Raw genomic sequence first — 21316 nt, 5'->3', positions numbered from 1 at the left:
TTAGGCTTTTTATATAACAAAGACTGTTTACAAGGAGAATTTATGTTTAGAAAAATAATCAAATTTTTAATCGGTATCGCTTTATTAGTTTTAATTGTATTTTCAATGTCTAAGTGTGAATCTACTCCTGCTAAATATGACTCAAAAAAAGACTTAGGTCCACAGATAAATTATACAATTAATGGTATTGAAGCTGGTGCTGGTGAAATGGCAACAACTCAAAAAGCTTTAAAAGATTATCCTAATCTTGCTAATAATAATTGGCAACTTCAATCATCATCAACAGCAGCAATGACCAGTACATTAGATAAAGCTATTAAATATAAACAACCGATTGTCATAACTGGATGGCAACCCCATTGGATGTTTAAAAAATTTCCGCTTAAGTTCTTAAAAGATCCAAAAGGAATTTATGGTACTAGTGAAAAAATCTCTACAGTTGCCAGAAAAGGACTTAAAAAAGATAATCCTGGTGCTTATAGACTTTTAAAACAATTTCATTGGAATGCCTCAATGATGTCTGATGTTATGTTAAAAACTAATGCTGGAATTGATCCACAAAAAGCCGCCAAAGAATTTATTAAAAGTCATCCAAATGAAGTAAAAAAATGGTTAAAGGATGTTCCGAATGGTCATGGAAAGAAATTCAAAATGACTTACATGGCATGGGACTCTGAAATTGCTTCAACTAATGTAATTGCTCAATTACTTAGAAATAAAGGATATGACGTCACCATTCAAGCTATGGATATGCAACCAATGTGGATTTCAGTAGCAACTGGATCATCAGATGCTACTGTATCAGCATGGTTACCACATACTGCCGGCATTTACTATAATCAATACAAAAACAAAGTAGATTTAGTTGGTTATAATCTTGAAGGTGCAAAAATTGGTCTAGCAGTACCTAAATACATGAAAAATATTAATTCAATTGAAGATTTAAACAAATAACATTAAGGAGCTATTAATGCGCAAAAAATTTATTACTTCAGTTTCAATTATTTTTATTCTTGGCCTAATACTATTTGGTTGTTCCAAATTAAATACTAAGCCTGCAAAATACAATCCAAATAAGCCAATTGGTGAACAATTAAACTATACTTTAATTGGAATTGAAGCAGGTGCAGGATTAATGAATACCACTCAACAAGCATTAAAAGAGTACCCTAATCTCCAAAAAAATCACTGGCAACTCATGCCGTCTTCAACTGCTTCTATGATTAGTACATTAGATAAATCAATCAAATATAAACAACCAATTGTAGTTTTAGGTTGGCAACCTCATTGGATTTTTAAAAAGTATAAACTTAAATTTCTAAAAGATCCTAAAAAAGTATATGGAAAAAGTGAAAATATAACAACAATTACCAATAAAAAAATGAAAAATGAAAAGCCTGGTGCATTTAAATTATTACAACAATTTAAATGGTCTCCAAGTAATATGTCTGATGTAATGATGGATGTTAACAATGGTATTAAGCCTAATATAGCAGCTAAAAGATTTATTAAAAAGAATCCTAATCTAGTTAAGAAATGGCTAAAAAATATTCCTAATGGACATGGTCAATCGGTTAAACTAACCTATGTAGCTTGGGATTCTGAAATTGCTTCAACTAATGTAGTTATGGAACTTCTTAAATCTAAAGGGTATGATGCTTCTATTTATGCAATGGAAGTTCAACCGATGTGGATTTCAGTAGCAACTGGCTCTGCTGATGCTTCACTTGCAGCATGGTTACCGAATACATCAAGGACTTTATTCAATCAATATAAAAATAAAATTACAATTGCTGGCGAAAGTTTAAATGGCGCAAAAGTAGGATTAGTAGTACCTAAATACATGAAAAATATTAATTCAATTGAAGATTTAAACAAATAAGATCAAGGAGCTATTAATGCGTAAAAAATTTATTGTTTTAATTTCAATATTTATAATTTTAGTTTTAATCTTATTTGGATTATCTAAAATAAATACTACCCCTCCAAAATATAATGCTCAAAAACCAATCGGTGAACAATTAAACTATACTATAGTTGGAATTGAAGCTGGAGCTGGGTTAATGAGTAAAACTCAAGAAGCATTAACAAGGTATCCTAATCTTCAAAAAAATCATTGGCAACTTATGCCATCTTCAACTGCTTCTATGATTAGTTCACTAGATAAATCAATTAAGTATAAACAACCAATTGTAGTTCTATGTTGGCAACCTCATTGGATTTTTAAAAAATATAAACTTAAATTTCTAAAAGATCCAAAACATGTGTACAGCAAAGGTGAAACTATAACTACCATTACCAATAAAAAAATGAGAAGTGAAAAACCAGGTGCATTTAAATTACTACAGCAATTTAAGTGGACCCCTTCTGATATGTCAACTGTTATGATGGATGTAACTAATGGTATGAAGCCTAATGTTGCAGCTCAAAAATTTATAAAAAAACATCCTGATTTAGTCAAAAAATGGTTAAAAAACGTCCCAAATGGTCATGGTCAATCAGTTAAACTAAGTTATGTGGCTTGGGATTCTGAAATTGCTTCAACTAATTTAGTTATGGAATTACTTAAATATAAAGGTTACAATGCTTCTATTTATCCAATGGAAATTCAACCAATGTGGATTTCAGTTGCAACTGGTTCAATTGATGCATCACTTTCCGCTTGGCTTCCACAAACTTCTAAGCCACTCTATGATCAATATAAAAATAAAATTGATATTGCTGGCGAGAGTTTACATGGTGCAAAAGCAGGCTTAATAGTTCCTAAATATATGAAAAATATTAATTCAATTGAAGATTTAAACAAATAAAAACCTATTAATTTAGGTTTTTTTATTTACTTTAATATTTCTTTTATATACACTGGTATCAATATTAATTTAAGGAGTAAATTATATGAATAACGACAAAGTAAATGATAATTTAATTAAAGATGACTTATATGAAGCAGTTAACGGAGAATGGCAAAAAAATGCTGTGATTCCAGATGATCATTCATCTACTGGTGGTTTTATGGATTTAGTCGATGGAATTGAAGAAACTTTAATCAAAGACTCAAATAGTTTCAAAAATGAAAAACAATCCTTATCAGAACCTTTAAAACAATATGAAAAGTTTTATGATATGGCAATGAATTTTGATAAGAGAAATGAATTATCAAGTAAACCAATTCAACCAATTATCAATAAAGTTACAAATTTAAAAAATTATGATGATTTAAATAATCAACTATCAGAATGGATTTTAAGTGGACTCCCTACTCCATTTTCAATTGATGTTGATCCAGACATGAAAAACGCTCAAAAATATGCTCTATTTGCATCTGGTCCATCACTATTCTTACCAGATAAAACTTATTATGCTAAAGATAATGAAGCTGCTAAAGCATTAATGCCAATTTTTACCGAAATGATGAATACACTTCTTCAAAAAGTTGGTTTTTCAAAGGATGATGCTTCAAAAGCCGTTGAAAATGCAAAAAAATTTGATGCTAAAATTGCACCTTTTGTAAAATCAGCTGAAGAAGGTGCTGATTATAGTAAAATGTATAACCCTATCTCATTTGACGATTTTGTAAATAAAAATAAACGATTTGATTTTTCTAAATTAATTAAAAATTTAGTTAAAGGTACTCCAAAACAATTAATATTACCAGAACCAATTTATTTTGATAATTTAGATCAAATTCTTAGTGATGATAATTTTGAGTTAATGCGTGATTGGATGCTAATTAAAGTTGTTAAAGGATTTAGTTCAACTTTAACTGATGAAATGAGAGTTATTAGTGGTCAATATAGTCGTGCATTATCAGGTACAAAAGATGCAATTAGTAAAGAAAAGGCTGCTTATTATCTTGCATCTGGAACATTTGATCACGTAATTGGTGATTATTATGGTCATAAGTACTTTGGTGAGAAAGCTAAAGCTGACGTTAAACAAATGGTTGAAAAAATGATTCAAGTTTATGAGCATCGTCTTACAAATAATACTTGGTTAAGTGATGACACTAAAATAATGGCTGTAAAAAAATTAAATTCTTTAGGAATTCAAGTTGGTTATCCCGATGAAATTAGTCCAATGCAACTTAAATATAAAGTTGATACTTATGAAGAAAATGGATCATTATTAAGTAATATTATCAAATTTAATCAATTAGAAATTCAAAATAATTTTGATAAATGGGATAAAACAGTTGAAAAAGATGATTGGGAAATGAGTGCTAATACGGTAAATGCTTATTATCACCCATTCAAAAATATAATTGTTTTTCCAGCTGCTATCTTACAAAAACCATTCTATGATATTAAGCAATCTGCTGGAGCAAACTTTGGTGGAATTGGTGCAGTTATTGCACACGAAATTTCTCATGCATTTGATAATAATGGTTCACTATTTGATGAAACTGGTAGCTTAAATAATTGGTGGACAGATTCTGACCATGAACAGTTTAAACAATTAGCTGACCAAATGATTGAACAATTTAATGGCATCAAATTTGCTAATGGAACTGTTAATGGTAAATTAACTGTTTCAGAAAATATCGCTGATGCTGGTGGATTAAGTTGTGCTCAAGAAGCAGCTCAAAAAGATGATGATAATTTATATGATTTCTTTACAAATTGGGCTCGTATTTGGAGAATGAAGTCAACTGATGAATATAAAAATTTACTTTTAAATATTGATGTTCATGCTCCTTCTTATTTAAGAGCACAAGTTCAAGTTAAAAATCTAGATTCTTTCTATCAAACATTTGACGTTACTGAATCAGATAAAATGTATTTAGCTCCAGAAAAAAGAATCGCTATCTGGTAAAAATAAAAAGACTTCTTTTAAAGAAGTCTTTTTATTTTTTGCATACTTTTCATTTTATTTTCTTCTAAATTAAATACATTATCAAACATTCCAACTGAAAAACTTTGTGGTTGATTTGGATATTTTTCTGCTGCTAATTCACCTGAAACATTAAAATAAGTTATTGCTTGTAAAACTGATTCAATTGAATAATTAATTGCAATAAATGATCCAATAACAGCATCTAAAGCATCACCCATTCCAACATTAGTTGCCATCATTGAACTCCCATTAGCTGCTTCATATGTTGAAATCCCATCAGAAATAATATCTTTTTCTCCACTAGCAACAACAATTGCATTGAATTTTTTAGCAGCTAGTTCAACAATTTGTTGACGATTACCTGTTCCTTGACCTGCATCGATTCCTTTAGCATCCCATTCTTGATTAGAAATAAATGCAATTTCAGCAATATTCCCTCGAATAACATCAAAGCTAACTTGTTCACTTAATTTATGAAATGAATCTTGACGTAATTTAGATGCTGAAACAGCTACCGGATCAATTACTACAGGTTTATTTTGTTGATTAGCAACTTTTCCACTAATTAAACAAATATCAGTAGTCATAGAATTCAAAGTCCCTAAATTAAAAACAACAGCATCAGAAATATTCATTAAATTTTCTGCTTCATCATCACTTGATAACATAATTGGTGAAGCTCCGATATAACTTACACTATCTGCAACACGTTGCTGTGTAACTGTATTTGCCAGATTGAGGATAATTGGTGATTTTTCTTTAAAAAAATTAAGCATTAGTTATTCTCCTAAGATTTTCCATTGTTTGTTGAATATTAGAACTTGAAAAAATTAATGAAATGAATGAATAATTATTAATTCCAGCTTGATGTAAATCACTAATAGAATCTAAATTGATTCCACCAATTGAAACAATTGGTAAATTAGTATTATCAATAATTTCGTTTAATCCATTAATTCCAATTGATTTTTTGGGATCTTTTTTAGATTGCGTATTATAAATTGGTCCACAACCTAAATAATCAATGCCAGTTAAATCACTATTAGCTAATTCGTCTAGATTATTAATTGATAATCCAATCATTAATTGATGTTTATGTGCTAAATTCCTTTTACTTAGACTATCATCAGATTGACCAAAATGAACTCCATCAGCATTAATATTTATCGCTAAATCAACATCATCATCAACAAATAAAGGAACATTATATTCATTGGTTAAGTTTTTAATTTTTAATCCTAATTCTACTTTTTGTTGATATGATAATTGACTATCTTCTTTTTCTCTAAACTGAAATGCAGTAATTCCATTTTTCAAAGCTAATTCTAATTTAGTTAAAAAATTTTGTTCATTAAAATTAATATTTTGTGTCCCACCGATTAAATAATATCTCAAAAAATCCTCTTTAAATTGCATCTTAATTCTCCCAATTCCCATGATTTAATGGACCATGTCCATGCCCGATTAATAATGGATTTTTTATAATCTTTTTTAAATATTCATGTGCATTCTTGATTGCTTCTTTTAAAGAAAAACCTTTAGCTAAATTAGAAATAATTGCTGAAGATAAGGTATCACCCGTACCATGAGTTCTTTTGGTATCTATTCTAGGTGCATTTAACCATAAGTCAGTATCATCAGAAAAAAGAACGTAGTCATAAATTTCAGTTTGATTATCGGTATGACCACCTTTAATCATGACATTTTCAACTCCTAAATCTCTAATTTTTTTTGCAGCCATTTTCATATCATCATATGTTTTAATTTCTTGATCACATAAAATTTCTGCTTCTAATAAATTGGGTGTTACTAAAGTTCCTAAAGGCAATAAATTTTGTTTTAAAGTAGCAATCGCGTCATCACTCAATAATTTAGCTCCACCTTTTGCAACCATTACTGGATCAATAACCAAATTATTAAATGAATATTGTTTTAAATTATCGACAACTATTTGAACATGTTCTTTATCAAATAATGCCCCTGTTTTTAAAGCTTTAATATCAAAATCACCAAAAACTGATTTAAACTGAGATGCAATAATTGAAGCAGGTAGTGGGAATAATTCTTGGACTCCAATTGTATTTTGAGCAGTAACTCCAACAATAACTTGTGTTGAAAAAACCTCATATGCTTGCATTGTTTTAGTATCAGCTTGGATTCCTGCCCCACCACCAGAATCTGTTCCAGCAATTGTCAATACTTCTGGATATTGATTTATTTCATTCATTTTATTTATCTTCTTTCTTATCAAGAACTTGTTGGAAAAATTGATTTTCATAAGCACAATTCTCATTAAAATAGTTTTGTGCTTTTATCTGATCTTCTTTTGAATAACTATCAGCAATTTGGTTAAGATAGTTAAAAATCAAATCAATGCTTTCCTCACTATCAGCATAAAATACAACCCAATCATAGTATGGGTTATCCTTTTTCATCCCTTCATTCATCAATCGAGTTGCAAATTGATAATAAATCCAATGACAAGGTAAAATAGCCGAAATAATCATTAATTGATTATTTGTTTCAAGAGCTTGTTGCATATTATTCATATATTTTTTAGTCCCAGATAACATTTCATCATTAAGAATATTATCTAATTTTACTTCTGCTAATTCACATAATCTTTCATGCTGTATTCTTTCTTTACTATCAATAATATTTTGAAATAGATTTTTTAGGCCTTCATTTTCAACTTCATTAAGTAACTTAGCATGAATTTCAACAAATAAATCAAGATACTTATTATCTTGATTAACATAATCAATCAAATATTGTGGTTCAATAATTCCTTTTTTTATATTTTGAATAAACTGGTTTTGATAAACTTCATCCGCTAAAGAAGCCCCTTTATCATTAATTAATTTATCAGTAAATTTTTCTGGCATTTAAATGCTCCTAACTTAATATAATAAAAAAAGACGTACCAACTTTGGGTACGCCTCATTATTCACTAATATTAAAAATAATAATTAGTAATAACTTTCCTTTCGCTAGTATCAACTAGATCAAGTTCGACGGGTATAATCTCAGCCAATTGGCACCCCAAAGTTAATAAATATTTAATTATCATTATCATAAATAATTTATAACAATTTTGCAAATCAATTATTAATCATCAAAAATAAATCTTGAAACAATTCTAAATAACACAGGATTTTTTACAATCGATTGATGACTTGCACTTTTACCTTTTAATTTAGCTTCTTGATAATTATCATGATTATTAACTGCATACTTCAATCTTTGCGAGTTCTTATTAAAAACCACTCCATCTGAATTAACTTTTTTATTAATTTTTCCATACACGTTAAGCACTTTCACATTTTTATTGAACTTATTTTTAGATTCATTAAAATTAATTTGCTTAAAATCTGATGCAATACTAATAAATCGATTTAATTTAACTTTTGAATCAATTTGATGACTCGTAAAAGCTGTAAATAAATTAATACTGTTATCATCAAATCCAATTGAATCAAATTTTTGATAATGATATTTATTATGTAAATAATTAATAATATTTACAATCATTTCTGATTTATTTCCGGAATAATTTTTTTGAAAATCTAATAATATAACTGGATGAGATCCATTAATTCGATGATTATGATCAATTGAAAAATTATTATTCTTTTTAATGGTTACTTTAATTGCTTCTGGTGCTCCGTCACGATTTAAAACAGTTTTCATCGGTTTATGGTTGTTATCTTTACTATTAACAATCATAATTGGAGTTCTGTTACTAGGTTTTGCTGCACTACCTTGATTCCAATAATTAATCGCTAAAATAATCATTATTAAAGATACAATACATAATGAAAATAAAAACATATTTTTAGTGATTCTTTTTGCCAATACTTTCACTCTTTCTTAAGAAAAATTTATGTTATCATTTAATAGCATACTAGGTTTTAACTATAATTACTAGACTTATAAAATTCGCATTAATTGTCAAAAAGTAGTAAATTATATTCATACAATGAATTAAAGGAGTAAATTTATATTGATTACTTTAAAATCTGATCGAGAAATTCAAAAAATGGCTGAATCAGGAGCTATTTTAGCTAATGTTCACAAAGAACTAAAAAAAATAATTAAACCAGGTTTAGATACTTGGGAAATCGAAGAATTCGCTGATAAATATATCACTGAACATAACGCAGTTGCATCAGAAAAAGGCTTTGATGGTTATAAATTTGCCACGTGTATTTCAATTAATAATGAAGTGGCTCATGGTATTCCACGAAAAGGACTTTTATTAAAAGAGGGAGATTTAGTAAAAGTTGATATGTGTGTAAATAAAGATGGATTTGAAAGTGACTCTTGCTGGACATACGCTGTTGGTAAAGTTGATGATGAAGCACAAAGATTAATGGATGTTACCAAAAAATCTCTTTACCTCGGTATTAAAGAAGCTCAAGTTGGTAATCGAATTGGTGACATTGGTGCTGCTATTCAAAAATATGTAGAAGATGACAACGGATTTGGTGATGTAAGAGAATTAATCGGTCACGGTATTCAACCAACAATCCATGAAGAACCTGCAGTTCCTGCCTATGGAAAAGCAGGAAAAGGTATGAGATTAAAGGCAGGAATGACAATCACAATTGAACCAATGATTACTACTGGTGGATGGGAAATTAAACCAGTTTATGATGAAAAAGATGATTGGACATATTACAATACAGCTGATGATTCTTTATCTGCTCAGTATGAACATACTATCGTAATAACCAATGATGGTCCAAAAATTTTAACATCCCAAGATCCTGAATTAGACAAAGAATTCTTACTATAAAAAATAACCTTAAGGAACATTGCTTCCTTAAGGTTATTTTTTTATTTAATTACACTAACTGATATATCAGCTCGATTAGATAATTTTGCACTAATCTTACCATCTCTTGGAAAGTCCTTAATTGAATCAAAACCACAAACTAATAATTCTGGCTTATAATCAGGAATTATTTGATCTAAAATAATGTCCTCAATATCTCCACCTTCAGCAACAATCGGAGTAACATTTTTAACTCCAGCTTGTTCTGCTTTATCAGCATATTGACCCACAATATCTCTTAACGTGTTTCTTTTTTCTTCGATTTTATCCGGTGTTAAAGAATCATAAATATTTATATCATTATTTTCTAACACCGAACAAATTCCAAGCTCTGCATTAAAAATTTTGGCCATTTTTATTGCATAAGAGAATGCTTTTGCTGTTGAATCACGATCATCAACATCAACTGTTAATAATATTTTATCTAAATCAAACTCAGTATTTTTGTCCATAATAAATCACCTCATCTATGCAACTATATTATCATGTTTATATAAAAAAAGGATGAAAATATTATTTTTCAGCCTCTTCTATTTTATTTTTATTATTAAATTTAATTTTTTCTAACATTGTTTGATTATATGCAATACTTGGATCATTTTTCAACATTCGATAAATTGATATTAAAACCATAATGCAAACAAACATCAATGGAAATCCGGCAATTGCACTAAACGTTTGAATTGTCGAGAATCCTCCAACAATTACTAATCCAATTGAGAATAACATAAATACAACAACCCAAGTCATTCGATTTAATTGACTAGGTTCTTGATCATCTCGTAATTCTAAACTAGTAAATGACGAAATAATGAATGCTGAAGATGAAATTGTTGTAGCCAAGAATATAAAGCAAGATACACAATAAACCACAAATACAATCGTTTTATACGGAAGCGTCGATAAAATAGCAGTAATTGTAGCCGCCTGTCCTTGAGTATTTAAAATATGAACTAAATCAACTGCACCAGTTTTTTGTAACCATAGTGAATAACCACCTAAAATTGCATAAAAACTCATACATCCAATTGCTCCATAAGTCATCATACCAATTAACACTTGCTTAATTGTTCGACCTTTTGAAATTCGAGCAATGAACAACCCCATTACTGGCATATATGATAACCACCATCCCCAGTAAAAGATAGTTTCTTCTTTTGCCGTATCAACAGCACCATTAGGTAATGTATTAGTACTCATGGCAACAAATTTTTGAAATAATAATCCTAAACTATTTGTTTCTGAACTTAAGATATAAACTGTTGGACCAACAATTAAAACAAATAATAAGAAAATAATTGCAGTCCAAATATGAGCATTACTTAGTTTATCAATTCCACCATTTAGACCTTTATAAACAGTCCAAACAAATATAATAAACAAAATAAAGAATAAAAACATTTTTAGAGCTAAACTGTCTGGAATATGAGTTAACTTACTAAAAACATTTGAAATAATTGGAATTTCCATTCCAACAGAGGAACCAACTCCTCCCATAATTCCAAAGACAACTAAGAAATCTACAAATTGTCTTGCTATGTACTTCCATTTATCATCACCTTGTAAAAAAGTGATTGCAGAACTTAAACGTTGAACATGTCCCTTTTTGACATATAGGATATATCCAATAGCAATTGCTGCAGGTGCAAACATCATCCAAGCCATTGGTCCCCAATTAAATTGTCCAAACATATGTGCATAACCATAAGCATTCTCTGAAAATGGTTTAATTGAAAATGGTGGATTTTGTAAATAACGCAGTGGATCTACCATACTCAACATCAAGATACTTGCATCAATCGCAGTAGCAAAAACCATACTACCCCATTGAATGTTACTATATCTGGGTTTATCATCTTTATCACCCAATTTAATATTTCCATACTTACTAAAAATCAAAAACATAAAAAACAAAAAGTTGGCGATATAAACAATCATATAAGCCCAACCCATTTGCGTTGTAATTTTAGATAACATCGTAGACAAAAACGTCTGCAAATGATGCCCTCCAAAAATTAAAATCGCAGAAACGATTGTAAAAATTGAAATCGTCGGAATAAACACGTATTTGTTGATATTACTATTTTTTAAAATGAAAAAAGAACTCCCTTATTTTTTTTTACAAAAAAAGCCATGTATTCTCTAAAAAATACATAGCGTTTTTTCAAAATGCTAACAAAATCACACTTCGATTTTATTATACACTTTTACTTTTTATTTTAAAGCTCTTTTATGATTTTTGCAGGATTTCCCGCCAAAACAATATTATCACCAAAAGATTTTGTTACTACAGATCCTGCACCAACAACTACATTTTTACCTAAAGTAACTCCAGGTACAATTGTAACATGTCCACCAAACCATGCATTATCGCCAATTGTAATTGGTGCACCATATTCAACATCATTAATTCTTTCTTCAGCATTTAGAGGATGAATTGGTGTATAAAGTCCTGCATCTGGGCCAAAATAGCAATTATTTCCAATTGTAATTGGACAAGTATCTAATAATGTTAAACCATAATTAGCATAAAAATTGTCGCCAATTTTTACGTTAAATCCATAATCAAATTGAATCCCTGTTTCTACAAAGAATTTATCAGTAGAAGAAGCTAATAAATCCTTAATTTGTTGATTTCTTGATTCATTATCTGGAGTATTATTGATTTTCTGTAACTTTTCACGACAAAGAATTCTTCGGTTAATTAGTTCTTTATCAAATTGATTATAATTTTCTCCATCTGTCATTTTTTGTCTTTCAGTTTTCATTATGTAATATCTCCTTCTAAATAAATAATTTTTATTATTTATCCGAATTCATTATACACTTAAAATCTAATCAAAAAATTAAATACTTAAAATCAATTCATTTCATCCATCGTTTTATTCAACAATTCGTCAACGAAAATATTCCCTTTATTATTTGCATGACCTTTTGTCCATGCAAATTGTAAGTTAGTAAATAATTGTAATAATTGATCTAATTGTTTCCAAAGTTCTGCATTTTTTAATTCACCAGCACTTCTCTTCCAACCTCTTTTTTTCCAACCTTTTATCCAACCCTTTTGAATTGCATTTAAAACATATTTAGAATCAGAAATAAATCCAATCGATTCATTTTCCAAGTGTTTCTCTGACAACCATTGCAACGATTCTATAAATGCCATAATTTCCATTCGATTATTGGTAGCTCCATACTCTCCACCGGAATCTGAGTGTTGACCTGTCTGACCATTAATTAAATAGGCCCAAGCTGCTTTATCATTTTCTTTAACATGATTTCCAGCAGTATTTCCATGATTTCTGGAACCACCATCTGTAAATACAATTATATTAGGTTTAGATGAATTTTTACTATTTATTTCACCATTAACTTTAGATTCACTTTGGCTTATTGCTTTTTCGTTTATATACGTCTTTGCTTCTGTTTCACTAGTAAAGCTTTTAAATTTTGCTCCTGAAAATCCTTGCACTTGTTTTTGGCATTCAGCCCAGGTTCTAAAAACTCCAATTTTTCGTCCTTTTTTTACTGCGTAAAATTTTTGTTCTGTCAAAATAAGCTCCTTTTAAAATAAAAAATATCAAAAGTAATTCTACTTTTAATTTATATTTTTTTGTGCGAAAATAGTACACAGGAGGGGATTTATATTATGTCCGAACTACCTGCTAAGTTAATTACAGCAGATCAAGCATTGGCAATGCTTAAAGATAGACATGCCCAAAGAAACGAACGTTTTCCTAGATTAATGACTCCTGGTAGATACATATTACCAGATTATCAATTAACACGTAAAAGGGAAGCATTTAAAATTAGACGTCATACTTTCTTAAAAAAACGTCCAAGATCATATGTAGCTTTTGATTCATCAAATGGTCAAACACTTTGGTTGCATAATTTTCCAAGTTTATCAGAAGCATTGTTTTGGCTTGATACTGGTTTAAAACCTGCCGATACTGATTCTGGTTCATCTTATAAACAGTGGACTGAAAGTCACAGTGAAGATATAACTGCAATTAAAGATCAGTTAAGAGCACTTCCTAAACCAAAAAAAGCTGCCGTAAATAAAGCTGTCAAAAATCAATCAAAAACCAAATAAAAAAATCGCAATTATAATTGCGATTTTTTTATTTAGCAGGTTTTTGTTTTAAAAACTTTTGTAAATCTGCAGTTTCTTTTTGTCTTGATTTAACTTTAGTTGGGTTGATAGGACGACGTCCTTGAACACCATTTGGATGACAAGCTCTCATTTCTAAAACTCCTTTATAATTTACTTTATTAAACATTAGCTTTATTTATTATAATACATATCAATAATAAAAAGCAAATTGGTATTTTCATAAAATTTTATAGTTTTTGAATTCCATAAGTGTTAAAGTATTAATAATCTATGAGACTGAAAGGAATTGATATAATGATTAATGAACTACCACAAGCTCTAACAATTGGCGGATCTGACAGTGATGGAAGTGCTGGAATTCAAGCCGATCTTTTAACTTTTTTTAACCAAAAAGTTCATGGTTCATCTGTAATTACTGCATGTGTTGCAGGTAACTCATATGGAATTCATGATCGTGTTTTAATGCCCACTAGTTTTATCGCTTCTCAATTTAAAGATTTAGCTGATGATTATCATATAAGAGCAAGTAAGACTGGAATGCTCGCTGATTCTAAAACAATTAATGATGTTGCTGAAAATTATAAAAAATATGATTTTGGTCCCCTAATTCTTGATCCTGTTATTATTACTAAACATGGAGATTTGCTTCTTGAACAAGCAGCATTCGATACTTTAAAAGAAAAACTACTTCCTTTAGCAACAATCATTACACCTAATTTTTACGAAGCAGAAAAATTAACTGGATTTAATAAAAATGATTCTAACTTTATGGAAAATGCAGCTCACAAATTACATGATATGGGTGCCAAAAATATCATTATTAAAGGTCAACATGATAATCCAAATCAAAAAGTAGTTTCTGATTTTGTTTTATTAGAATCTGGTCGTGAATTTTGGTTAAATGCCCCTTACCATAATACTGATCGTGTTAATGGAACTGGTGATACTTTATCGGCTTGTATTACTGCAGAAATTGCTAAGGGCTCTGAAATGGAAACTGCAATTAGAATTGCTAAAAGTTACGTTAATCAAGCAATAAAAAATGAAATTCAAGTTGGTCATAAATTTGGACCAATTAATCACTGGGCTTAACTTTAAGCTCTTTTTTTACCATTTATTTGGTGTCCAACTTCGACCATCTAATTCTGCTTCACTTTGATCAATTCTTTTAAATTGTTCCTTTATAACATTTTTAGTTTCAAACAAAATAGCTTTTTCCTTAAATGAAATTGGTTGTGATAATTTTTCATCAATCTTTTTAATGGCCCAATCTTCATGATTCATAATTTTCTACCCCTCTTCATCTTGTCTCATTAAATTAATTTGCATTTTTAAATCATCTAAATCATCTTTATTGATTTTCAATTGATCAATAATATCATTATTATTTAAATCATAATGATTAGTTAGTTGATCAATCAACCAATTAGTCTTTTCAGTAAAATTCATATCCTGTTTAGTAGAAATATATTTCTGATAACTAATATATAAATTATATTTGGTTTCTTCATTCATATAAATAAATTGATCAATTATTAATGGTTTCATAAACATCATCCCTGCTCTTTTAGCTAAAGCTTGATATGGAATTAAAATTTCTGACAAACTGAAATTCTCGAATCCACCTGCTTGAAAATGATCTAATGAATTTCCAATTGAAGTAACAATTCCTAATTCTTTTCCTTTTAATAAACCTTCATCTTCTTTATAAGTAAAAGTTCTCGTTAAAACTTCATCTTGCCATTTTTTTAATGATGCTGGAGCAGAATACCAATATAGAGGAAATTGAAAAATAATTCGGTCATTTTCTTTTAATAATTGTTTTTCATATTCGATATCTAATTTATTCAAATCATTATCATAATCTACTTCTAAGCTATGCCAAGTTACGTTATCAAATGACTTTTGCGTCGCTTTTAAAAACGATTGTGTTGCAGAATCTAAAATTTCTGGATGTGAAATAATTATTAATGTTTTCATTATTAAGTTCCTTTGCAATTTATTTACATCATACTAACATATTTAAAAATAATTATTAAAAACAACTTTACATTTAAAATCATTATGTTATTATTTAGTAGATGAGTGAAATGGTTTCGAGTTCTAAAGGTTTCTTGTTTTATTTAATGAAATGACGTCCTTTTTCGATTCACAACACTGATTCAATTATGCGAAAGCAAGGAGGTTTTCATATTATGAAACAAGGTACAGTAAAATGGTTTAACGCCGACAAAGGTTATGGTTTTATTACTACTGAAGATGGTGACGTATTCGTTCACTTCTCAGCTATCAACAAAGACGGTTTCAAAACACTTGACGAAGGTGAAAAAGTTACTCTTGATGTTGAAGATGGCGACCGTGGCCCACAAGCTGCTAACGTTACTCCAGCTTAATGATATTAAAAGACCTGTTTTCAGGTCTTTTTTTTTTCAAATTAAAAGGAGCGTAGATATTACGCTCCTTTTAATTTACATCATTTCTTTAATCGCCTTAGCCATTCGATCGATTCCTAATATAATTTGTTCATCACTCATATTAGAAAAATTCATTCTAAATGTTCCCTTTGTAACTTTGTTTGGATAAAATGCTGATCCTGATACAAATGCTACATTATTCTTAATACATATTTTAAATAATTCATCAGAATCAATATTACCAGGTAACTCTACCCATATAAACATCCCACCTTCTGGGTTACTATGTTTAACTCCTTCAGGAAATTTTTTATCAATTTGTTTAATCATTAAGTCCGCTCTATTTTTATATGCCTCACTAATTAACTTAATATGTTGTTTAATATCATTATTTTTCATAAATTGAGAAATAATATATTGAGTTAAATTATCAGTATGCAAATCAGCTGATTGTTTCATTAATAAAAATTTATCCATAAATTTACTATCAGCTACTAACCATCCCATTCTTAATCCAGGAGCAAGAATTTTTGAAAATGAGCTTAAATAAATCACACGTTCTTCTGTATCAAAACTTTTTAATGAAGGTAAAAACTCTCCAGAAAATCTAATTGCGCCATATGGATCATCTTCTAAAATATGTGTACCAAACTCATTTGCTAAACTAACTAGTTCCTTTCGACGTTCTAGCGACAAAGTTCTTCCAGTCGGATTTTGAAAATTAGGAATTGTATAAATCATTTTTCCATTAGGATATTTTTCCATTTTCTCTCTTAATACATCAATTCTAATTCCATCATCATCCATTGGAATTCCGATTATTTTTGCACCATATGATTTAAAGACATCAATCGCACTCAAATAAGTTGGATCTTCGACAAAAATTACATCATTAGGATTGATTAACATTCGTGCAGTTAAATCAATTGATTGTTGTGAACCAGTTGTAATTGCAATATTATCAATATTTGTTTCAACTTTTCTTTCCGCCATAATATCAACAATTTGTTCTCTTAATCCCTTATAACCAATCGCTCCAGAATATTGAAGAACTTCTTTTCCATATTGATCAAAAACATCTGAGGTTGCTTGTTTAATTTCTTGAACTGGAAATAGTTCAGGTGCCGGAAGACCACCTGCAAATGAAATAACTTCTGGATCTGAAGCTGCTTTAAATACTTCACCAATTGCATCATTTACTTTTTTGGGAACACTATTTGAAAATTCATAATTTGTCATTTTAGTTACCACCTTTTTAATTTCGATATTTACGTGTAAGTTCTGCTAAGTGTACCTCATGAACAATGAATTCATGAGTTGAACAAATATAATTATTTTTTCTTCCGATATTTGCAATATACCCATTTATGTAATCCACTTCAGTCATTCTTCCCTTAGAAAAATCTTGATACATTGAAGGATAATGATATTTTAACTTAACTCCACTATCTATTACAGATTGAACTTGTTCTTGACGATTATCAATTAAATAGATTCCAGCACGCTCACATGCATCATGAGCCTCATTAAATAATTGAGTTGCCATTTCACTTGCACCCGGATATTCGATAAACTGTCCCATCGTAACCTCAAACATTGTACATAAAGTATTAGCAACTGCATTAAAAGAAACCTTTGTCATACACATTCCTAGCCAGTCATTAGTCATGACAGGACCAAGAGTTGCTTTTTTAAAATCTTCAAAAATTGAATTCATTATTTCATCTGGTTTTTTATCATTATATGGTGCCATATGCATTTCTTCACCATTTTTAGGTCCCATGAAATCAACATCTCCAGGTCCATTCAAAACAGTTGCAATCATTGCAGTTCCACATAAGATTTTATTTTTATCAAAATATTGTTCTATTTTTTCAAAATGTCCTAATCCGTTCATTGCAGAAAATACATATTGATCATCATAAAAAATATTAGCTGCTTGATCTCGTTTTAATTCTTCTGATAATTGCATCTGTTTTTTAAAAATAATCCAAACATCTGGGTGTCCATCATATTCTTCAGGATAGTAAATATTAATCGGAACTAATTTTTTGTCTTGATGGTCTCTTGATACATAAACACCACCTTGTTCTCTAACCCTTTCAACATTTGGTTGCCAAGTATCAACAAAATCAACTTCCAAACCAGCATTTTCTTGTAATAAGACTCCATATCGATATCCCATTGCGCCAGCTCCAATAATTCCATATTTCATATTATTCACTCTCCTTTTGTATAAAAATAGCCAATTTTTTTAAATGACCTATTAGTTGAACAATTATATCAAAGAAGCATAATAATTCAACCTAAATCTAAAAAAATCGGCTAATATTTTATTTAATGTTCGTTTATTATTTTTTTATTGAATGATTTAATTTACGTGCTAAGAAATCCCCAATTAATTGAATTATTATTACTAATATAACTACTAATAAAGTTGCTACTAACGTTGTATCACTAGCAAATCGATTATATCCATAAGAAATTGCAGTGTTTCCTAATCCTCCAGCACCAATTGCACCAGCCATTGCAGTCAATCCAATTAAACTGATTAATGTAACCGTTGATACACGTACTAATTCTGAACGTGCTTCTTTAACATATACACCAAAAATCAAATCCCAATTTGTTGCACCAATTGATTGAGCAGCTTCAATTTTTCCACTGTCAACACTTTCCAAAGCCACTTGTACTTGTCTTGCATAAAATGGAAAAACACCAAATGCTAAGGGTACAAGTGCTGCAGTAGTACCAATTTGAGTACCAACTAAAAATTGAGTAAATGGAGCAATAAAAGCTAATAAAATAATGAATGGAATAGCTCTAAAGAAAGAAACAATTTTATCCACAATATTAAAAATTATTTTATTAGGTAAAATTCCATTATCATCAAAAACGACTAAGGCAATCCCAAAAATAAGTCCTAAAATACCACCAAAAATAGCGGACCAAAAAGTCATAAATAGAGTTTGAACAATTGAATTTGCCCAACCTGTATCACCAGTCCAACCTAACTGAACAACATTTGGAAAATGAGTTATAAACCATTCTTTCATTATTGTTCCTCCTTAATTTCTGTAACTTTAATATTACTTTCATGTAAATAATTTAAAGCCTTTTTAATACTATCTTGATTTCCATCGATTCCAATTAAATTAGTCCCAATTGGTTTATCTTGCAAAACTTCAATATTAGAATAAATTATATTTGCTTTCACTCCAAATTGTTTATACAGTTCAACAATTATTGGTGAACCAATATCATCAGATGTATAAGTTAATTGAACAATTGCATCAGGCTTTTTAGATAGATTTAAACTATTTAAAATTGAAATTGCATCAAATGAATTTCCGATAAATTTTCTAGTAACTGGATTGGTAGAATGAACAAATATATCCATTATATTACCTTTTTCAATTAACTCTCCACTATCCATGATCGCTACATTATTACAAATTCGTTTAATAGCATCCATTTCATGAGTAATTAAAACGACTGTTAATCCTAATTTTTGATTGATTTTTTTTAATAAATCCAATATTTGATTAGTATTTTCTGGATCAAGTGCAGATGTTGCTTCATCAGAAATTAAAATTTCAGGATCATTAGCTAAAGCACGTGCAATTGCAACTCTTTGTTGCTGTCCTCCAGATAATTGAGCTGGGTAACTTTTAGCAAATTCTTTCAATCCCACTAAATCTAATAATTCAATTGATTTATTAATGATTTCTTTTTCTTTTAATTTACTGTGTTTTAATGCAAAAGCAATATTATCTTGAACCGTTCTTTCATTTAAAAGATTAAAATGTTGAAAAATCATTCCAATATTTCGACGTTCTTTTCTTAAATCACCAACAGAAATATTTTTTTCTTTTCCATCAACATTTTTATAAAATTCTTTTCCTAAAACCTTAACAATTCCTGAACTAGGTTTTTGCAATAAATTAATCGTTCTTACTAAAGTTGATTTACCTGCTCCAGAATATCCGACTACTCCAAAGATATCTCCCTTTTTTATTGACAAAGATACATCTTTAACAGCATGAATTGTTTTATCTTTGAGTGGAAATTTAACATTAACTTTATCTAATTCAATTATATTTTCAGTCATTTTAAATTCTCCTATTTAAAAGTTTTATTCCAAGCAGGAATATATTTATCACCGTAAATTTTCTTAATTACTTTTTCAATATCTTTATTCTGAATTGATTTTACTACTTTTTTATATTTTTCATTATTTTTTTGATCTTTATTTGCAGCTACAAAATTAACCCATTGCTTAGAATCTTTATTTAAAGGTTCAGTAAAAATAGTTTGCTTTTTAGTTAAGTTAGCACTAATTGCAAAATTAGTATTAACAACTGATGCAGCAACATCATTTAAAGAACGGGCCGTTTGTGAGGCATCAACTTCCTTAATTTTTAAATTCTTTTTATTTTCTGTAATATCATTAATTCCTTTGAAATTACTTCCAGAACTTAATTTAATTAATCCAGCATTTTTTAATAAATATAAAGCTCTACTTTCATTGGTAGTATCATTTGGAATTATAATTTTTGAATTTTCTGGAATATCTTTCACACTTTTATATTTATTAGAATAAATTTTCATTGGTTTTAAATAAGTTTCACCAATTGAAACAATATTTGACTTATTAGATTTATTCCAATTATTTAAAAATGCAAAATGTTGAAAGGCATCTAAATCAATTTGTTTTTGTTCTAAAGCACGATTAGGAGCACTGTAATCTGTAAATTTCTTATATTCAATATCTAATCCATATCTATCTTTAGCGCTCTTTTTTACTGCATTCCAAAACTCATCATCATTTTTAGTTCCACTCATAATTCCAATTGTAACCTTATTATCTGTTTTAGCGCTGTTACCAACAAAACTAAACCATGCAATAATACCTAATACTGCAACAATAATAATTCCAATGATACTGTTCTTTAATCTTTTACTCATATCTAACACCTCATATTTTTTATGTATTTTATTTAAATAAAAAAAGCACTCGTCCTATAAAAAGGACGAATGCTATTCGTGGTACCACCTTAGTTTGTAGTGTTATTAAACCCTACCTCTAAAGACTGCTCTAAAAAGAAAAGTCTT

General features: G+C 29.1%; 25 protein-coding genes, 1 riboswitch and 1 other annotated feature (1 of these 27 cut by a window edge). Of the genes, 8 read left to right on the top strand and 17 right to left on the bottom strand.

Annotated features, from left to right (window positions below; translation table 11 throughout):
• Window positions 1-42: 42 nt before the first annotated feature.
• From GSH19_RS07190 to GSH19_RS00645, 4 genes are all read left to right on the top strand, one after another.
• On the top strand, window positions 43-954 hold the full coding sequence (locus tag GSH19_RS07190) for a glycine betaine ABC transporter substrate-binding protein (RefSeq protein ID WP_255700214.1): 912 nt from the start codon (window positions 43-45) through the stop codon (window positions 952-954).
• 16 nt (window positions 955-970) lie between these two features.
• A complete protein-coding gene (locus GSH19_RS07185; protein WP_255700212.1) occupies window positions 971-1882 on the top strand; it encodes a glycine betaine ABC transporter substrate-binding protein in 912 nt (303 codons plus the stop codon).
• Window positions 1883-1898: 16 nt separating this feature from the next.
• Window positions 1899-2810 carry a glycine betaine ABC transporter substrate-binding protein gene (locus GSH19_RS00650; RefSeq protein WP_255700211.1) on the top strand — a complete coding sequence of 304 codons (912 nt, stop codon included), beginning with the start codon at window positions 1899-1901 and terminating at the stop codon, window positions 2808-2810.
• 85 nt (window positions 2811-2895) lie between these two features.
• Entirely contained in the window at window positions 2896-4812 is a 1917-nt protein-coding gene (locus GSH19_RS00645; RefSeq protein ID WP_237025985.1) for a M13 family metallopeptidase, read from the top strand.
• Between the two features lie 17 nt (window positions 4813-4829).
• On the opposite strand, the gene thiM is transcribed toward GSH19_RS00645, so the two are convergent.
• The 5 genes from thiM to GSH19_RS00620 form a co-directional block, all read right to left on the bottom strand.
• Window positions 4830-5609 carry a hydroxyethylthiazole kinase gene (gene thiM / locus GSH19_RS00640; RefSeq protein ID WP_237025983.1) on the bottom strand — a complete coding sequence of 260 codons (780 nt, stop codon included), beginning with the start codon at window positions 5607-5609 and terminating at the stop codon, window positions 4830-4832.
• Window positions 5602-6249: a thiamine phosphate synthase gene (gene thiE / locus GSH19_RS00635; protein WP_237025981.1), complete on the bottom strand. Its 648-nt coding sequence runs from the start codon at window positions 6247-6249 to the stop codon at window positions 5602-5604. Before thiE ends, thiM begins: the two co-directional genes overlap by 8 nt.
• A gap of 1 nt (window position 6250) precedes the next feature.
• Window positions 6251-7060 (bottom strand): bifunctional hydroxymethylpyrimidine kinase/phosphomethylpyrimidine kinase, encoded by an 810-nt coding sequence (gene thiD, locus GSH19_RS00630; protein ID WP_237025980.1) that lies wholly within the window; start codon window positions 7058-7060, stop codon window positions 6251-6253.
• A 1-nt stretch (window position 7061) separates the two neighbouring features.
• The gene (locus GSH19_RS00625) at window positions 7062-7718 is read right to left on the bottom strand and encodes a hypothetical protein (RefSeq protein WP_237025979.1); all 657 of its coding nucleotides are present in this window, start codon (window positions 7716-7718) and stop codon (window positions 7062-7064) included.
• 80 nt (window positions 7719-7798) lie between these two features.
• Window positions 7799-7888: riboswitch (TPP riboswitch) on the bottom strand.
• A 53-nt stretch (window positions 7889-7941) separates the two neighbouring features.
• Complete coding sequence (locus GSH19_RS00620; RefSeq protein ID WP_237025978.1) at window positions 7942-8688, bottom strand: alpha/beta hydrolase; 747 nt, start codon at window positions 8686-8688, stop codon at window positions 7942-7944.
• Window positions 8689-8836: 148 nt separating this feature from the next.
• Between GSH19_RS00620 and map the strand changes: the two genes are divergently transcribed.
• Window positions 8837-9631, top strand: a complete 795-nt coding sequence (map, locus tag GSH19_RS00615) for a type I methionyl aminopeptidase (RefSeq protein ID WP_237025977.1) — start codon at window positions 8837-8839, stop codon at window positions 9629-9631.
• A 41-nt stretch (window positions 9632-9672) separates the two neighbouring features.
• Here map and GSH19_RS00610 read toward each other — a convergent pair whose 3' ends face one another.
• From GSH19_RS00610 to GSH19_RS00595, 4 genes are all read right to left on the bottom strand, one after another.
• Window positions 9673-10122, bottom strand: a complete 450-nt coding sequence (locus GSH19_RS00610; protein ID WP_237025976.1) for a universal stress protein — start codon at window positions 10120-10122, stop codon at window positions 9673-9675.
• A 61-nt stretch (window positions 10123-10183) separates the two neighbouring features.
• Window positions 10184-11728, bottom strand: a complete 1545-nt coding sequence (locus GSH19_RS00605) for a BCCT family transporter (protein WP_237026127.1) — start codon at window positions 11726-11728, stop codon at window positions 10184-10186.
• A gap of 161 nt (window positions 11729-11889) precedes the next feature.
• Entirely contained in the window at window positions 11890-12438 is a 549-nt protein-coding gene (locus tag GSH19_RS00600) for a sugar O-acetyltransferase (RefSeq protein WP_237025975.1), read from the bottom strand.
• A gap of 92 nt (window positions 12439-12530) precedes the next feature.
• Complete coding sequence (locus GSH19_RS00595) at window positions 12531-13223, bottom strand: ribonuclease H family protein (RefSeq protein ID WP_237025974.1); 693 nt, start codon at window positions 13221-13223, stop codon at window positions 12531-12533.
• A 96-nt stretch (window positions 13224-13319) separates the two neighbouring features.
• On the opposite strand from GSH19_RS00595, the gene GSH19_RS00590 reads away from it, so the two are divergent.
• Window positions 13320-13766 carry a hypothetical protein gene (locus GSH19_RS00590; RefSeq protein WP_237025973.1) on the top strand — a complete coding sequence of 149 codons (447 nt, stop codon included), beginning with the start codon at window positions 13320-13322 and terminating at the stop codon, window positions 13764-13766.
• Window positions 13767-13794: 28 nt separating this feature from the next.
• On the opposite strand, the gene GSH19_RS00585 is transcribed toward GSH19_RS00590, so the two are convergent.
• Window positions 13795-13953 (bottom strand): hypothetical protein, encoded by a 159-nt coding sequence (locus GSH19_RS00585; RefSeq protein ID WP_237025972.1) that lies wholly within the window; start codon window positions 13951-13953, stop codon window positions 13795-13797.
• Window positions 13954-14081: 128 nt separating this feature from the next.
• Between GSH19_RS00585 and thiD (GSH19_RS00580) the strand changes: the two genes are divergently transcribed.
• Window positions 14082-14879 (top strand): bifunctional hydroxymethylpyrimidine kinase/phosphomethylpyrimidine kinase, encoded by a 798-nt coding sequence (thiD, locus tag GSH19_RS00580; protein ID WP_237026126.1) that lies wholly within the window; start codon window positions 14082-14084, stop codon window positions 14877-14879.
• Window positions 14880-14894: 15 nt separating this feature from the next.
• Here thiD (GSH19_RS00580) and GSH19_RS00575 read toward each other — a convergent pair whose 3' ends face one another.
• Window positions 14895-15071: a hypothetical protein gene (locus GSH19_RS00575; protein ID WP_237025971.1), complete on the bottom strand. Its 177-nt coding sequence runs from the start codon at window positions 15069-15071 to the stop codon at window positions 14895-14897.
• 6 nt (window positions 15072-15077) lie between these two features.
• Window positions 15078-15767 carry an NAD(P)H-dependent oxidoreductase gene (locus GSH19_RS00570; RefSeq protein WP_237025970.1) on the bottom strand — a complete coding sequence of 230 codons (690 nt, stop codon included), beginning with the start codon at window positions 15765-15767 and terminating at the stop codon, window positions 15078-15080.
• A 215-nt stretch (window positions 15768-15982) separates the two neighbouring features.
• On the opposite strand from GSH19_RS00570, the gene GSH19_RS00565 reads away from it, so the two are divergent.
• Window positions 15983-16180: a cold-shock protein gene (locus tag GSH19_RS00565; protein ID WP_237025969.1), complete on the top strand. Its 198-nt coding sequence runs from the start codon at window positions 15983-15985 to the stop codon at window positions 16178-16180.
• Window positions 16181-16255: 75 nt separating this feature from the next.
• Here the strand turns inward: GSH19_RS00565 and GSH19_RS00560 are convergent, their stop codons facing one another.
• The 5 genes from GSH19_RS00560 to GSH19_RS00540 all read right to left on the bottom strand — a co-directional run bounded on the left by GSH19_RS00560 (window position 16256) and on the right by GSH19_RS00540 (window position 21169).
• On the bottom strand, window positions 16256-17440 hold the full coding sequence (locus GSH19_RS00560; protein WP_237025968.1) for a PLP-dependent aminotransferase family protein: 1185 nt from the start codon (window positions 17438-17440) through the stop codon (window positions 16256-16258).
• Between the two features lie 16 nt (window positions 17441-17456).
• On the bottom strand, window positions 17457-18416 hold the full coding sequence (locus tag GSH19_RS00555) for a ketopantoate reductase family protein (protein WP_237025967.1): 960 nt from the start codon (window positions 18414-18416) through the stop codon (window positions 17457-17459).
• A gap of 136 nt (window positions 18417-18552) precedes the next feature.
• Window positions 18553-19257, bottom strand: coding sequence for a methionine ABC transporter permease (locus tag GSH19_RS00550; RefSeq protein ID WP_237025966.1), 705 nt, complete (start codon window positions 19255-19257; stop codon window positions 18553-18555).
• Window positions 19257-20312, bottom strand: a complete 1056-nt coding sequence (locus GSH19_RS00545) for a methionine ABC transporter ATP-binding protein (RefSeq protein ID WP_237025965.1) — start codon at window positions 20310-20312, stop codon at window positions 19257-19259. The genes GSH19_RS00550 and GSH19_RS00545 overlap by 1 nt, the downstream gene beginning before the upstream one ends.
• 11 nt (window positions 20313-20323) lie before the next feature.
• Window positions 20324-21169 carry a MetQ/NlpA family ABC transporter substrate-binding protein gene (locus GSH19_RS00540; RefSeq protein ID WP_237025964.1) on the bottom strand — a complete coding sequence of 282 codons (846 nt, stop codon included), beginning with the start codon at window positions 21167-21169 and terminating at the stop codon, window positions 20324-20326.
• 58 nt (window positions 21170-21227) lie between these two features.
• Window positions 21228-21316: a binding site (T-box leader), on the bottom strand (it continues 154 nt past the right edge of the window).

The sequence above is a fragment of the Lactobacillus sp. S2-2 genome (assembly GCF_021698855.1).
Taxonomy (GTDB): domain Bacteria; phylum Bacillota; class Bacilli; order Lactobacillales; family Lactobacillaceae; genus Fructilactobacillus.
This window is presented reverse-complemented; position numbering and strand designations above follow the sequence as displayed.

What these genes read in the sequence shown, in the direction of transcription:
- GSH19_RS07190 (WP_255700214.1), top strand. Translation starts at nt 43, where the DNA reads ATGTTTAGAAAAATAATCAAATTTTTAATCGGTATCGCTTTATTAGTT.
- GSH19_RS07185 (WP_255700212.1), top strand. Translation starts at nt 971, where the DNA reads ATGCGCAAAAAATTTATTACTTCAGTTTCAATTATTTTTATTCTTGGC.
- GSH19_RS00650 (WP_255700211.1), top strand. Translation starts at nt 1,899, where the DNA reads ATGCGTAAAAAATTTATTGTTTTAATTTCAATATTTATAATTTTAGTT.
- GSH19_RS00645 (WP_237025985.1), top strand. Translation starts at nt 2,896, where the DNA reads ATGAATAACGACAAAGTAAATGATAATTTAATTAAAGATGACTTATAT.
- thiM (WP_237025983.1), bottom strand. Translation starts at nt 5,609, where the DNA reads ATGCTTAATTTTTTTAAAGAAAAATCACCAATTATCCTCAATCTGGCA.
- thiE (WP_237025981.1), bottom strand. Translation starts at nt 6,249, where the DNA reads ATGCAATTTAAAGAGGATTTTTTGAGATATTATTTAATCGGTGGGACA.
- thiD (WP_237025980.1), bottom strand. Translation starts at nt 7,060, where the DNA reads ATGAATGAAATAAATCAATATCCAGAAGTATTGACAATTGCTGGAACA.
- GSH19_RS00625 (WP_237025979.1), bottom strand. Translation starts at nt 7,718, where the DNA reads ATGCCAGAAAAATTTACTGATAAATTAATTAATGATAAAGGGGCTTCT.
- GSH19_RS00610 (WP_237025976.1), bottom strand. Translation starts at nt 10,122, where the DNA reads ATGGACAAAAATACTGAGTTTGATTTAGATAAAATATTATTAACAGTT.
- GSH19_RS00600 (WP_237025975.1), bottom strand. Translation starts at nt 12,438, where the DNA reads ATGAAAACTGAAAGACAAAAAATGACAGATGGAGAAAATTATAATCAA.
- GSH19_RS00590 (WP_237025973.1), top strand. Translation starts at nt 13,320, where the DNA reads ATGTCCGAACTACCTGCTAAGTTAATTACAGCAGATCAAGCATTGGCA.
- GSH19_RS00585 (WP_237025972.1), bottom strand. Translation starts at nt 13,953, where the DNA reads ATGTTTAATAAAGTAAATTATAAAGGAGTTTTAGAAATGAGAGCTTGT.
- thiD (WP_237026126.1), top strand. Translation starts at nt 14,082, where the DNA reads ATGATTAATGAACTACCACAAGCTCTAACAATTGGCGGATCTGACAGT.
- GSH19_RS00575 (WP_237025971.1), bottom strand. Translation starts at nt 15,071, where the DNA reads ATGAATCATGAAGATTGGGCCATTAAAAAGATTGATGAAAAATTATCA.
- GSH19_RS00570 (WP_237025970.1), bottom strand. Translation starts at nt 15,767, where the DNA reads ATGAAAACATTAATAATTATTTCACATCCAGAAATTTTAGATTCTGCA.
- GSH19_RS00565 (WP_237025969.1), top strand. Translation starts at nt 15,983, where the DNA reads ATGAAACAAGGTACAGTAAAATGGTTTAACGCCGACAAAGGTTATGGT.
- GSH19_RS00560 (WP_237025968.1), bottom strand. Translation starts at nt 17,440, where the DNA reads ATGACAAATTATGAATTTTCAAATAGTGTTCCCAAAAAAGTAAATGAT.
- GSH19_RS00555 (WP_237025967.1), bottom strand. Translation starts at nt 18,416, where the DNA reads ATGAAATATGGAATTATTGGAGCTGGCGCAATGGGATATCGATATGGA.
- GSH19_RS00550 (WP_237025966.1), bottom strand. Translation starts at nt 19,257, where the DNA reads ATGAAAGAATGGTTTATAACTCATTTTCCAAATGTTGTTCAGTTAGGT.
- GSH19_RS00545 (WP_237025965.1), bottom strand. Translation starts at nt 20,312, where the DNA reads ATGACTGAAAATATAATTGAATTAGATAAAGTTAATGTTAAATTTCCA.
- GSH19_RS00540 (WP_237025964.1), bottom strand. Translation starts at nt 21,169, where the DNA reads ATGAGTAAAAGATTAAAGAACAGTATCATTGGAATTATTATTGTTGCA.